The following is a 12910-nucleotide window of genomic DNA, read 5'->3' as shown; positions in this document are numbered from 1 at the left end:
CAGAGGGATATTTTACTATGAATTTTAAAATAAGAAAAGACTTCAATTTCATAATCCCTATGAACTACACCCCAAAAGCTAGATTATTCTATCTAACTTTTTAGGGTGTACATAGATAGGGAAGGTGTAATTATAGGAGTTTTACTTGTCTCTTTGTATTACCAAATAATCACGCGCTCTTCTGGTGAACGCCACATTCCGTCACCTTCTGTGACATCATAGGTTGTAAAGAAATCATCGAAGTTTGGCACTTGTACATTGACACGAAGTTTGGCTGGCGCGTGCACATCGACACTAGCCAAAAGTTTCATAAATTCTGGACGACCTTTCATGCGCCAGATGCGACCGAAGTTGTAGAAGAACTCTTCTGCTGAGAAGTCTGCTTCTCTCTTAGCTGCTTCAAGCGCTGCTGCGATTCCTCCCAAGTCAGCCACGTTTTCTGATACAGTCAATTTACCGTTAATGGTTGCTCCATAAGAATCCTGTCCATCAAATTGGTCAATGACTTTTTGTGTTTTCTCCTTGAAGGCAGCATAGTCGCTCTCTGTCCACCAATCCTTGAGGCTACCATTTTCGTCAAAGGAAGCTCCGTTGGTATCAAAGGCGTGGGAAATTTCATGGGCAATCACTGCCCCAATACCACCGTAGTTAGCAGAAGATGACTGATGCAAGTCATAGAAAGGCGCCTGTAAAATAGCCGCAGGAAAGACAATCAGGTTCTTCTGTGGATTGTAGTAGGCATTGACCATATGAGCAGGCATGCCCCATTCTTTGTAGTCTACAGGTTGGTTCCACTTGCTCCAACTGTGCTTGATTTCCACACGCGCAAAGGCTAGAGCATTCTCAAAAAGACTGGCAGTTTCATTCACCACCTTATCCTTGTAACGTGCAGGCAATTCTTCTGGATAGCCAATATAAGGTTTGATCACATTGAGCTTCACGATAGCCTGTTTACAGGTTTCTGGAGTGAGCCAGTCATTCTTAAGCAGACGCTCCTTATAGACATCAATCATGGTTGCCACTTTTTTCTCCACATCCGCCTTGGCTTCTGGAGAGAACTTCTCACGGGCGTACCAAAGACCCAGGGCTTGCTTGAAAGGTTCCTGTGCTAGATGATAAGCTGCTTTGACCTTATCTTTTGCCTCTGGAACTCCAGAAAGGGCACGGCTGTAGGCACCAGACAAAACACGGATATCCTCTGTTAAATAACTGGTTGAAAGATTGACTACACTTAAAATTAAGTTTGCTTTGAGAAGAGGCCAAGCCTCTTCACTATAGAATTGGTCTGCTGCTTGCCAGAAACGTTCCTCGTCTACAATAACCTTGTCTGGTACTTGTCCAAGAACGGCTTGGAAGAAGTCATCCAAAGGTAGGGCAGGCGCGAATTTCTTGAAATCTTCATAAGAATATGGATGGTAAAGTTTAGCATACTCTGAACTTTCTTCATTAGAAAGCACCACTGCTGCAATTCGGCGATCCAATTCAAGTCTTTTCTCTAGCAAGTCTTCAATTTCTCCATCAGAGAAATCATAAGCCTTGAGGAGATTTGCGCTGCTTTCTTTCCAAAGAGTCAAGAGCTCTTCGCGCTGAGGATGCTCTTCTGCATAGTAGGTCGTATCTGGCAAAATTGTGCTTGGAGCGCTAGCCCATAGAACATTGATTCTAGCATCCATAAAGTCTGGCGATACACCAAAAGGAAGGAAGTTTGGTTTTCCTGCAAGTTCAAACTCTGCTAGTTTGGCAGTGAAATCTGCAAAAGTCTCCAATTCTTGGAATTCTTTAAGGAGTGGTAAGACAGGTGTGATACCGTCAGCTTCTCTCTTGTCAAAATCACGAACTAGGCGGTGGTATTTGACAAAGTTTGCCAAGATAGCATCCTCAGGCACCTCTTCTCCTGCCAACCACTTGTCTGTTGTCGCCAGCATCAGGTCTTCAATTTCCTGGTCTAAATCAACAAAACCTCCTGTTTGAGACTTATCTGCTGGGATTTCAGCTGTCTGTTGCCATTCTCCATTGATAGCATCATAAAAATCATCTTGATAACGTGTCATCTTGTTCTCGCTTTCATTTGTATTTGTCTTTATCTTAACAAAAATCACTAGGGAATGCAATTAAAAATGAACTTTCCTTTTCTATCATTTTTCAGTTATTATTTCAATTTTTTAAAAATTCACAAAAAAATTAATTGTCTGAAAAATGAATTGACAAAAAATATATAAAATGATAAAATTCTATCTATCTCATAGCTTTGCTACTTGAAATTTAAATATTAGGAGGTAGATTTTATGCTTAAGCAAAAACGTGTTCATTCTGTAAGTATTGCAGGAATCGCAGTAGAAGGATAGTAATACTTTCTTCACCGAGGCTGGTAACTAGACTTTCTCTAGTTACCTTTTCTTTTAATTGATATAAGGAGATATAATGGATCTACTAAAAGCTCGTCCAAAACTAAAAAAGGCTTACCCAGTAGTATATAAAGACGGATCGGTCTATATAGGTGGGGTTGGAGAAATTACAGAATATGAAGACCCTAGCGGAGCTATTGAATACATGCTCAAAAAAATGGATGGAATTAATACCGTCGAAAAAATCATAAGAGAAGTTTCAGAAACCTACAGTGAACTATCACCATCTGATGTAATGGAAGCTATTGATGAAATCAGTAAAGAACGATTTATCGAGGATTTAAATCTTACTGGTTCTAAAATATTATCCAAGTATGAATTAGAACGTTATCACAGAAACATCAACTTTTTTTCATCTTACGCAACTTTAAGTGAAAATAAATATATTTCTCAAAAAAAATTAATTGATTCAAAAATTGGAATTATTGGATTAGGCGGATTAGGCTCTCACATTATATATGACTTAGCTGGCTTAGGTATAGGAGAAATAAAAGCTGTTGAATTTGATGTCGTTGATATATCTAATTTAAATAGACAAATTTTATATAACTTTGATGATATAGGAAAGAGTAAAGCAAGTATAGCAAAACAACGCATCTATGAATTTAATCCTCAAATAAAATTTACTGTTGAGGAAAAGAAAATCAATTCATCTGAAGATGTTGTTGAATCATTCCGAGGATTCGACTGCTTAATACTAGTTGCGGATAGACCTAAAATCAAACTAGCAAGATGGGTAAATGAAGCTATAGTAAAGCTGAATATTCCTTTATTTTGTGCAGGTTTAGAAGCGCAATGAGTCCTGCAATATACTATTATCCCCAAAATATCTGGATGCATAGATTGTTGGAGAAATACTATCCAAAAAGAACACCCTATTTCTCACCTAATCCTTGAAGAAAGAACTCGTTTAAATTTAGTTGGTGACAATACTGCCATAGCTCCTCTAGTATCTGTAGCAACTGGTATCATTTGTTCAGAAGTTACAAAATATATCACTGGTATCGGTGAATTAACTACTGTAGGCCAATTAAAATCTATAGATATGAATACAATGACTACAAAAATAGCCGAGCATTGGCATATAGATCCCAATTGTATAACCTGTCGTGGAGGTAATATTATTGAATAGAAATTACAAAATATTGTGGCTAACATTTCTTGTATCCAACTTTGGTGATTGGCTAAGAAAATTAGCTCTACCTTTGCTAGTATTTGAGAAAACAGGATCTCCATTTCATATGGCTACTCTATACGGTATTTCATTTTTACCATGGATTTTATTTTCTCTAGTAGGAGGTATATTAGCAGATAAATTCAAAAAAGTATATATCATTTCAATATGTCATTTAATCTCATTAGTCATTCTAAGTTTGCTAATAATATCTTTTAAAAATGATAATATACTCTTACTCTTAATTTATATTTTAACCTTCCTGCTCTCCTCTACAGAGCCATTAGTCCACCCAGCATTTCAAAGCTTGTTACCACAGATTGTAACAGACAATCAGCTATCAAAAGCCAATTCAGGAATCCAACTTATTGACAATACATTAAATCTTATTGGTCCTATGATTAGTGGTTCTGTTCTATTACTTATTAATCCAGCTAAAGTTTTATGGGTCAATGCTCTTACCTTTTTAATTGCCAGCCTATTAATTCTCTGCATAAAAACTCCAGAAAATACACTAGTAAATATCTCTAAAAAAGAGAGTCTTTCTAAAACAATATCTATTGGTTTGCACTATGTAAAAAATGATAAAATCATCCTAAGTGGAGCTATTCTTTTTTTTGGAACAAACTTTGGTATTCATATATTTCAGGCCAACTTAGTTTACTATATTACAGATGTTCTAGGCTATACCTCCTTTCACTATGGATTAATACTCTCAATAGCTGGTGTAGGAGCTATATTAGGTGCTATTCTTGCCCCTGAATTAATTAAAAAGTTTAGATATGGAAAAATCCTCTCCATCAGTACAATGCTAGCTGGTCTATCTACTATGTTGCTATCAATTAACACAAACTATATATATATGGGAGTATTTTTAGGTTTGAGTAATATGTTTGGCAATATCAATGCCATTACATATTTTACGTTACGACAAAAAGTTGTCAAAAAAGAAATGTTGGGACGTGTTGTTAGTATTACTAGAATGATCTCATTTGCTTCTATCCCCTTAGGAGCATACCTTGGAGGGATACTTGTTTCACATAACTTAACTATCATAAGTATTCTAATATTAGCAGGTACTATAAGATTTCTTGCAGGGGGATTTAGTTACTTTAGTCCATTAACCAAAAGTAAAAACTATTGATGTTTAAAGTGTGATATACTGATTCAAAATAATTCATCAAAGAATCGCTCATACTCAACAAAAATCAAAGGGTAAACTAAGGGGTTATCCATGGATAGATTAAAACACTTTTTGAAGTACAGATAGTAAATCTAATTAAAGAATCTTTAAAATCATAAAAACGCATAATATCAGGTGTATAAACCTTGAGATTATGCGTTTTATTAGACCTCCTACTAAATATATAGCAAAATAGAGTTAGTTGGAGTTGGAGCTGGAGTAGTACAATGCTGCTTCTAAGGCATTTTTATAATTTACTTTGAATTTCTAACAATGTTTTAAAAAACTCGGTGGACTATTCCAAATTCAATCCACTATATATTGATTCCCTTGTGTGATGTGTAAAGATTTTTTAATGACTTATTTTAATTTTTTCAAAAATTAACTTGACTTAATTTTTTTTTTAATGTATATTAAGAGACAGGAGGAATATAAGTTTATGATACGTATCGAAAACCTCAGTGTCTCCTACAAAGAAACGTTGGCACTTAAGGATATTTCACTAGTGCTCCATGGACCAACAATTACCGGCATCATTGGTCCAAACGGCGCTGGGAAATCAACACTATTAAAAGGGATGCTGGGAATTATCCCACATCAAGGTCAGGCATTTCTCGATGACAAGGAAGTTAAAAAATCCTTACACCGAATTGCCTATGTCGAACAAAAAATCAATATCGACTACAACTTTCCCATCAAGGTCAAGGAATGCGTCTCGTTAGGACTATTTCCCTCTATTCCTCTCTTTCGAAGTTTAAAGGCTAAACATTGGAAGAAAGTGCAAGAGGCCCTTGAAATCGTCGGCCTAGCTGACTACGCTGAACGTCAAATTAGTCAACTGTCTGGAGGTCAATTCCAGCGGGTCTTGATTGCCAGATGTTTGGTGCAGGAAGCCGACTATATCCTCTTGGATGAACCCTTTGCTGGGATTGACTCTGTCAGTGAGGAAATCATCATGAATACGCTGAGAGATTTGAAAAAAGCTGGGAAGACGGTTCTCATCGTTCACCACGACCTCAGCAAGATTCCCCACTACTTCGATCAAGTCTTACTTGTCAATCGAGAAGTGATTGCCTTTGGTCCAACAAAAGAAACTTTTACCGAAACCAATCTAAAAGAAGCTTACGGTAATCAACTCTTTTTCAATGGAGGTGACCTATGATTGCAGAATTTATCGATGGATTGCAAAAATTCCATTTCCTACAAAATGCCTTGATAACAGCTATTGTCGTCGGGGTCGTAGCTGGAGCTGTAGGATGTTTCATCATTCTACGCGGGATGTCACTCATGGGAGATGCCATTTCACATGCTGTCTTACCAGGTGTAGCCCTCTCCTTCATCTTGGGCCTTGACTTCTTTATCGGAGCCATTGTCTTTGGACTGCTAGCTGCCATCATCATTACCTACATCAAGGGAAACTCGATTATCAAAAGCGATACCGCCATCGGCATTACCTTTTCTTCTTTCTTAGCCCTCGGTATCATCTTGATTAGTGTCGCTAAAAGTTCAACTGACCTTTTCCATATCCTTTTTGGTAATATCCTGGCCGTCCAAGATACGGATATGTTTATTACCATGGGTGTTGGGGCAGCCATTCTCTTGTTAATCTGGATTTTCTTCAAGCAACTCTTGATAACTTCCTTTGATGAACTCTTGGCTAAAGCCATGGGAATGCCTGTCAATTTCTATCACTACCTTCTCATGGTACTCTTGACTCTCGTGTCTGTAACAGCCATGCAAAGTGTCGGAACTATCCTGATTGTAGCCATGCTGATTACCCCAGCTGCAACTGCTTATCTGTATGCTAATAGCCTGAAAAGCATGATTTTCCTTTCCTCAACCTTTGGAGCTACTGCTTCAGTTTTGGGACTCTTTATCGGTTATAGTTTTAATGTTGCGGCAGGTTCTAGTATCGTGCTCACAGCTGCTAGTTTCTTTCTCATTAGCTTCTTTATCGCTCCAAAACAACGATATTTGAAACTAAAAAATAAACATTTGTTAAAATAAGGGGCAAAGCCCCAATAATAAATTGGAGGATCTAATGAAAAAATTAGGTACATTACTCGTTCTCTTTCTTTCCGTCATTGCTCTTGTAGCATGTGCTAGCGGAAAAAAAGATGCAGCTTCTGGTCAAAAACTAAAAGTTGTTGCTACAAACTCAATCATCGCTGATATTACTAAAAATATTGCTGGTGACAAAATTGATCTTCATAGTATCGTTCCGATTGGGCAAGACCCACACGAATACGAACCACTTCCTGAAGATGTTAAGAAAACTTCTGAGGCAGACCTCATTTTCTATAACGGTATCAACCTTGAAACAGGTGGCAATGCCTGGTTTACCAAATTGGTAGAAAATGCCAAGAAAACTGAAAACAAAGACTACTTTGCAGTCAGCGAAGGGGTTGAAGTTATCTACCTTGAAGGAAAAAATGAAAAAGGTAAAGAAGACCCACACGCTTGGCTCAACCTTGAAAATGGGATTATCTTTGCTAAAAATATCGCTAAACAATTGAGCGCCAAAGACCCTAACAACAAGGAATTCTATGAAAAAAATCTCAAAGAATATACTGATAAGTTAGACAAACTTGATAAAGAAAGTAAGGATAAATTTAATAACATCCCTGCTGAAAAGAAACTCATTGTAACCAGCGAAGGAGCATTCAAATACTTCTCTAAAGCCTATGGTGTCCCAAGTGCTTACATTTGGGAAATCAATACTGAAGAAGAAGGAACACCTGAACAAATCAAGACCTTGGTTGAAAAACTTCGCCAAACAAAAGTTCCATCACTCTTTGTAGAATCTAGTGTGGATGACCGTCCAATGAAAACTGTTTCTCAAGACACAAACATCCCAATCTACGCACAAATCTTTACTGACTCTATCGCAGAAGAAGGTAAAGAAGGCGACAGCTACTACAGCATGATGAAATACAACCTTGATAAGATTGCTGAAGGATTGGCAAAATAAGCCTCTGAAAAACGTCAGTACAATGAGCTGGCGTTTTTTCTATGCCCACATTTTCGGTCAAATCATTGGAAAATTCTGACCGTTTCAGCTAAAATGGAAGAAAAAAGATTGGAGTATCCTATGGTAACTTTTCTCGGAAATCCTGTGAGCTTTACAGGTAAACAACTACAAGTCGGCGACAAGGCGCTTGATTTTTCTCTCACTACAACAGACCTTTCTAAAAAATCTCTGGCTGATTTTGATGGAAAGAAAAAAGTCTTGAGTGTCGTGCCTTCTATCGATACAGGTATCTGCTCAACTCAAACGCGTCGCTTTAATGAAGAACTGACTGGACTGGATAATACGGTTGTCTTGACTGTTTCCATGGACCTCCCTTTTGCCCAAAAACGTTGGTGCGGGGCTGAAGGTATTGAAAACGCCATCATGCTCTCAGACTATTTCGACCATTCCTTTGGACGTGATTATGCTCTCTTAATCAATGAGTGGCACCTATTGGCACGCGCAGTCTTTGTCCTCGATACTGACAATACGATTCGCTATGTTGAATACGTGGACAATATCAACTCTGAACCAAACTTCGAAGCCGCAATTGCAGCTACTAAAGCCCTATAGAAAAAATCCTCTGTCACAAANNTTTGTGACAGAGGATTTTTGAATATTAGTAAATAGAAGTTCAATCAGCTAAAAACAACCACCTTATACTCTTCGAAAATCTCTTCAAACCACGTCAGCTTTATCTGCAACCTCAAAGCGGTGCTTTGAGCAACCTACGACTAGCTTCCTAGTTTGCTCTTTGATTTTCATTGAGTATTACTCTACAGATTTCAAGGCTTCTAACATATCAACCTTTCTCAAATGATGATTAACAAAGAAACCAAGCAAGGTCAAAATGATACTTACTGCTGCCACTGAGATTACATAGACTTCCCAGCCTACCTGTGGATAAAAGAGAATAGTCGCTGGTGAAATCATTTGAATCAAAAATTGGTGTAAATAGAAACCAGATACCAGACCAAGGACGATTCCAACAAGGGACAGCACAATCGTCTCACGGTAAATGTAGAGAGTGACTTCATTATTATGAAAACCGAGAACCTTGATAGTGGAGAGTTCACGGATTCTTTCAGCTACGTTGATATTGGTCAAATTGTAGAGGATAACAATAGCCAACAGAACCGACACGATGACCAAGATGGTCATGGTCTGATTGAGTGAGCTAGCGACGGAGTCAAAGAGGCGAATGGCTGAAGCATTTTGGACAACACTGGACACCGCAGCTTGATTCATAAGTAAGCCTGCCTGTCTTTCGATACTAGTAGCACTGGTATCTCTTAACGAGACCAAATAAGTGTTGGCTTGGGGTAGCTGTCCGTAAATTTGCTCATAGCTAGCCTGACTCATATAAATAAAATGACCAACGTAGTTCTCAGCAATGGCAGCGACCTTTAGCTCCTTACCTTCAATTTCTAAAGTCTGCCCAACCTTGACACCTGCCAGCTGGGAGAGTTTATCCGTGATAACGACCCCAGTTTTTAATGTCAGCTCCTGCTGATGATTTTGCAGATAAATAAAGGGAGTCAAATCTTCCTTATCAGTCATCATAAGGGTAATTGTTTGAAGACCTGCCTTACCTTTGAAATCCTTGTCTAGCGTCTTAGAATAAATTTTCTGGTAGTCTTGAATATCCTGCCCTTTCAACACTTCTTCTAACTCTGCCTTGTCCTGATTGGTCGCACTAGGATTTTCAGAGACAATCATCTGATACTGTTGGATTTGTTGAAACTGTCTAGACGGAACTCCTGCTACAGAGGATTGGATTCCCAAACCTGCAAAGAGCAGAGCTACAGAACCTGCCACACCAAAGATTGTCATCAACATCCGTTGCTTATAACGAAAGATATTGCGAGCTGTTACCTTATGGGTAAAACTGAGACGACGCCAAATAAAACCGATGCGCTCCAGTAAGATTTTAGCTCCTTTGACAGGAGGTTTAGGCAGTAAAAGCTGGGCTGCTTCATCATGAAGTTCCCTACGAGCTACCAAGTAGGCTGGTAGAACACTAGCCAACCAGCTCAAGACAAGAGCCAGTAAGCTATAGGTCCAATAGAACTGAATCTGGGTTTCTCCCACCACCATTCCTTTTGTAATGACACTTGAAATCACACTGGCTAGTAAATAATGGCCAAGTATACTACCTAGAGCCGTTCCGACAGTCCCAGCTACTAGACCGTAGAGAAGAAACTTGGCGATAATATCCTTACTACGATAGCCCAAGGCCTTAAAAATCCCTGCATGAGTTCGCTCTTCATCCACAAAGCGAGTCATGGTCGTAAAGGTCACCATGGCTGCTACGGCATAAAGCACCACAGGAAAGATATTGCCCACTGCTCGAATACTGGATGAAGCATTGCTATACATGAGATAGCCCTGACCACCTGGCATGGTCTGACGATTATAGACCTGATACCTTGGCTCCACCAAATCATCCAAGACTTGCTGATGTTTTTCTAATTTTTCCTTTTCTTGGTCTAGATTTTGTTCAGCCTGCTTTAGCCTATCCTCTTCCTTGCTCAATTCCTGCTTGGCTTGGGTAAGTTGAGCACTGGCCTGCTCTCTCTGGGCTTGAGGAAGCAAGGCTAGTTGACTTTCTTGAGCCTGTATACGAGCTTGAGTAGCTGCTAAACGACGCTTGCCTTCCTGCAAATTAGTCTCAGCCTTGTCAAGGGTCTCTTGCCCCTTATCGAGAGACTCTTGCCCTTCTTTTTTCAACACTTGCAGACGTGCCTTGCCATTATCTGACAAAGCTTGTTCAAGCTCTTCCTGATGTTGCTTGGATTTCTCTTCATAAGCTGCTGAAAAAGCATTTAAACCTGCTAAATCTTGATATTTCAAACGAGCTATATTGTAGACTTTCTGATCAAACTGACTAGGTAAAATCACCCCATAGGCTGTCAGAGTCCCACTTCCACTTCCTGCGTAGCCCATATCTCGCTGGGAGAGGATTTCAGCTGAATCCACAAAACCAGTAATGGTATAAGTATGGTCTTTTAAAGAGGAATGACCCTCTTCTTTTTCTTTAAAACTAATCTCCTGGCCCACACTATATTGACTCTGCAGATGACTGGCCAAAGCGATTTCCTTGTCTGACTGAGGAAGTCGTCCTTCTCTTAGCTGAAAGGTTGAAATTCGCTCTGGTTTGGAATACAGCCGAATGGCATCCTGCCCATTATCCATAGCCACATCTGTCAAATAGCCAAACTCGACCTCTGCGCCCTCTATCTGTTCTAGTTCTTCTTGATCTGTTTGATCCAAACCATAATTAGACATAACTGCCAAATCCAAGGTTTGAGCAGTTGTTAAATAAGCATTAGCTGTCGCCTCCATGTTGGGGCTAGTCACTTTGAGGCCTACTAGGGCTAAAGAACCCAACATCATCAAGGTCAAGATGGATAAAAAACGTCCCTTGGAGCCTGTGAAGGACTGAATCAAGTCCTTCCAATAGGTTTTTCGCTTGATCATGCTAGTACTCCAAACTGTCGATATCCTGAGGATGCTGGTTGATCACCACATCCTTGACACTGGCATCGTGCATATGAATCACGCGATCAGCAATGGGCGCCAAAGCTCCATTGTGAGTCACGATAATCACCGTCGCCCCCTTTTGACGAGACATGTCTTGGAGAATCTTCAAGACTTGCTTGCCCGTCTGATAATCCAAGGCGCCTGTTGGTTCGTCACAAAGGAGAATTTTAGGATTTTTGGCTACCGCGCGTGCAATGGAGACTCGCTGTTGCTCCCCTCCAGACAGCTGAGCTGGGAAATTATTGAGACGATGAGCCAGACCTACATCTGTCAAGACCTGCTCAGGATCCAAAGCATCTGTCACGATTTCAGAAGCCAACTCCACATTTTCCTTAGCAGTCAAATTGGAAACTAGATTATAAAACTGAAAAACAAAACCAACATCATTTCTACGATAATTGGTCCTCTGGTGGGAACTATAGTCTGCAATATTAACACCATCTATCCAGATTTCCCCATCATCATTGGTATCCATTCCCCCAAGAAGGTTAAGAACCGTTGACTTGCCTGCACCAGATGCACCTAGAATAATAACCAATTCACCCTTTTCAATTTCAAAATTCACATCGCGATTGGCCACAATCTCCGTGTCCCCAACCTGATAACGCTTGTAACAGTGTTTCATCTCAATATAAGCCATCAGTGCCACCCTCTCTTAAACAAATTACTTCCTACTATCATTATATCGCTTTTTCAAGCCATTGGAAACTGGGAACAAAAACAAAAAGCCTAGAAATCAATTCTAGACTTACATTTTTTTATTTTCCAAGGTAGTATTCAGAAACTACGTTCAATTTTTCGTCGAATTCGAATACCAATGGTGGGAAGTTAGGGATTTCCACGTCCATGATCTCGTCATCTGACAAACCTTTGATGTGTTTTAAAAGGGCACGGATTGAGTTACCGTGAGCTCCTACGAATACGTTTTTACCATCTTTAAGAGCTGGAGCGATTTTATCTTCCCAGAATGGAAGGGCACGTTCCAAAGTCACTTTCAAGTTTTCAGCATCTGGAATAACTGAATCGTCAAGTGAAGCGTAACGACGATCAGTGTGAGCTGAATGCTCATCATCACGGTCCATGTTTGGAGGCAATACATCGTATGAACGACGCCAGATGTGAACTTGCTCATCACCAAATTGCTCAGCAGCTTCAGCTTTGTTTTTACCAGTCAAACCACCGTAGTGACGTTCGTTCAGGCGCCATGATTTTTCAACTGGAACCCACAATTGGTCAGAAGCTTCAAGAGCCAAGTTCGTTGTTTTGATAGCACGTTTCAATACTGAAGTGTAAGCTTGGTCAAATTCGATACCAGCTTCTTTGATCAATTTACCAGCGTCAATCGCTTGTTGTGTACCTTTTTCAGACAAATCAACATCAGCCCAACCAGTGAAAAGGTTAGCTTTGTTCCATTCAGACTCACCGTGGCGAGCAAAAACCAATTTTACCATTAGATGGATTCTCCTTCAAATTTTCCGAGGTTTCCCCTCGTTTATCTATTCTATTCTACACAATTTTTCACAAAAAAGCTAGTCAAAACCAAAAAGGAAAGGACTGTTTGGCAATCCTTTTCCTTCTTAGTATCAGACAACAAC

At 39.5% G+C, this 12910-nt stretch carries 10 protein-coding genes; 6 read left to right on the top strand and 4 right to left on the bottom strand.

What is annotated here, in order from left to right:
• Positions 1-158: 158 nt before the first annotated feature.
• Positions 159-2051 (bottom strand): endopeptidase PepO, encoded by a 1893-nt coding sequence (gene pepO / locus HT687_RS08590; RefSeq protein WP_172924162.1) that lies wholly within the window; start codon positions 2049-2051, stop codon positions 159-161.
• A 370-nt stretch (positions 2052-2421) separates the two neighbouring features.
• On the opposite strand from pepO, the gene HT687_RS08585 reads away from it, so the two are divergent.
• The 6 genes from HT687_RS08585 to tpx all read left to right on the top strand — a co-directional run bounded on the left by HT687_RS08585 (position 2422) and on the right by tpx (position 8345).
• Positions 2422-3204 carry a ThiF family adenylyltransferase gene (locus HT687_RS08585; RefSeq protein WP_230531986.1) on the top strand — a complete coding sequence of 261 codons (783 nt, stop codon included), beginning with the start codon at positions 2422-2424 and terminating at the stop codon, positions 3202-3204.
• 325 nt (positions 3205-3529) lie between these two features.
• Positions 3530-4723 carry an MFS transporter gene (locus HT687_RS08580; protein WP_001081491.1) on the top strand — a complete coding sequence of 398 codons (1194 nt, stop codon included), beginning with the start codon at positions 3530-3532 and terminating at the stop codon, positions 4721-4723.
• 478 nt (positions 4724-5201) lie between these two features.
• Positions 5202-5924, top strand: a complete 723-nt coding sequence (locus HT687_RS08575; RefSeq protein ID WP_000619143.1) for a metal ABC transporter ATP-binding protein — start codon at positions 5202-5204, stop codon at positions 5922-5924.
• Complete coding sequence (locus tag HT687_RS08570) at positions 5921-6769, top strand: metal ABC transporter permease (protein WP_000559786.1); 849 nt, start codon at positions 5921-5923, stop codon at positions 6767-6769. The genes HT687_RS08575 and HT687_RS08570 overlap by 4 nt, the downstream gene beginning before the upstream one ends.
• Before the next feature lie 34 nt (positions 6770-6803).
• Positions 6804-7733 carry a metal ABC transporter substrate-binding lipoprotein/adhesin PsaA gene (gene psaA / locus HT687_RS08565; RefSeq protein ID WP_000733071.1) on the top strand — a complete coding sequence of 310 codons (930 nt, stop codon included), beginning with the start codon at positions 6804-6806 and terminating at the stop codon, positions 7731-7733.
• A 120-nt stretch (positions 7734-7853) separates the two neighbouring features.
• Positions 7854-8345 (top strand): thiol peroxidase, encoded by a 492-nt coding sequence (tpx, locus tag HT687_RS08560; RefSeq protein WP_172924161.1) that lies wholly within the window; start codon positions 7854-7856, stop codon positions 8343-8345.
• Between the two features lie 198 nt (positions 8346-8543).
• Here the strand turns inward: tpx and HT687_RS08555 are convergent, their stop codons facing one another.
• From HT687_RS08555 to HT687_RS08545, 3 genes are all read right to left on the bottom strand, one after another.
• Positions 8544-11252 (bottom strand): ABC transporter permease, encoded by a 2709-nt coding sequence (locus HT687_RS08555; protein ID WP_054388027.1) that lies wholly within the window; start codon positions 11250-11252, stop codon positions 8544-8546.
• A gap of 1 nt (position 11253) precedes the next feature.
• Complete coding sequence (locus tag HT687_RS08550) at positions 11254-11955, bottom strand: ABC transporter ATP-binding protein (RefSeq protein ID WP_054388026.1); 702 nt, start codon at positions 11953-11955, stop codon at positions 11254-11256.
• Positions 11956-12073: 118 nt separating this feature from the next.
• Positions 12074-12766 carry a phosphoglycerate mutase gene (locus tag HT687_RS08545; protein ID WP_054388025.1) on the bottom strand — a complete coding sequence of 231 codons (693 nt, stop codon included), beginning with the start codon at positions 12764-12766 and terminating at the stop codon, positions 12074-12076.
• Between the last annotated feature and the right edge of the window lie 144 nt (positions 12767-12910).

It is taken from the genome of Streptococcus sp. 1449 (assembly GCF_013276805.1).
In the GTDB taxonomy this organism is placed as follows: domain Bacteria; phylum Bacillota; class Bacilli; order Lactobacillales; family Streptococcaceae; genus Streptococcus; species Streptococcus pseudopneumoniae.
This window is presented reverse-complemented; position numbering and strand designations above follow the sequence as displayed.

Excerpts from the sequence above, each read along its gene's own strand:
- tpx (WP_172924161.1), top strand. The coding sequence starts at position 7,854 with ATGGTAACTTTTCTCGGAAATCCTGTGAGCTTTACAGGTAAACAACTA.
- pepO (WP_172924162.1), bottom strand. The coding sequence starts at position 2,051 with ATGACACGTTATCAAGATGATTTTTATGATGCTATCAATGGAGAATGG.
- psaA (WP_000733071.1), top strand. The coding sequence starts at position 6,804 with ATGAAAAAATTAGGTACATTACTCGTTCTCTTTCTTTCCGTCATTGCT.
- HT687_RS08570 (WP_000559786.1), top strand. The coding sequence starts at position 5,921 with ATGATTGCAGAATTTATCGATGGATTGCAAAAATTCCATTTCCTACAA.
- HT687_RS08575 (WP_000619143.1), top strand. The coding sequence starts at position 5,202 with ATGATACGTATCGAAAACCTCAGTGTCTCCTACAAAGAAACGTTGGCA.
- HT687_RS08555 (WP_054388027.1), bottom strand. The coding sequence starts at position 11,252 with ATGATCAAGCGAAAAACCTATTGGAAGGACTTGATTCAGTCCTTCACA.
- HT687_RS08545 (WP_054388025.1), bottom strand. The coding sequence starts at position 12,766 with ATGGTAAAATTGGTTTTTGCTCGCCACGGTGAGTCTGAATGGAACAAA.
- HT687_RS08550 (WP_054388026.1), bottom strand. The coding sequence starts at position 11,955 with ATGGCTTATATTGAGATGAAACACTGTTACAAGCGTTATCAGGTTGGG.
- HT687_RS08585 (WP_230531986.1), top strand. The coding sequence starts at position 2,422 with ATGGATCTACTAAAAGCTCGTCCAAAACTAAAAAAGGCTTACCCAGTA.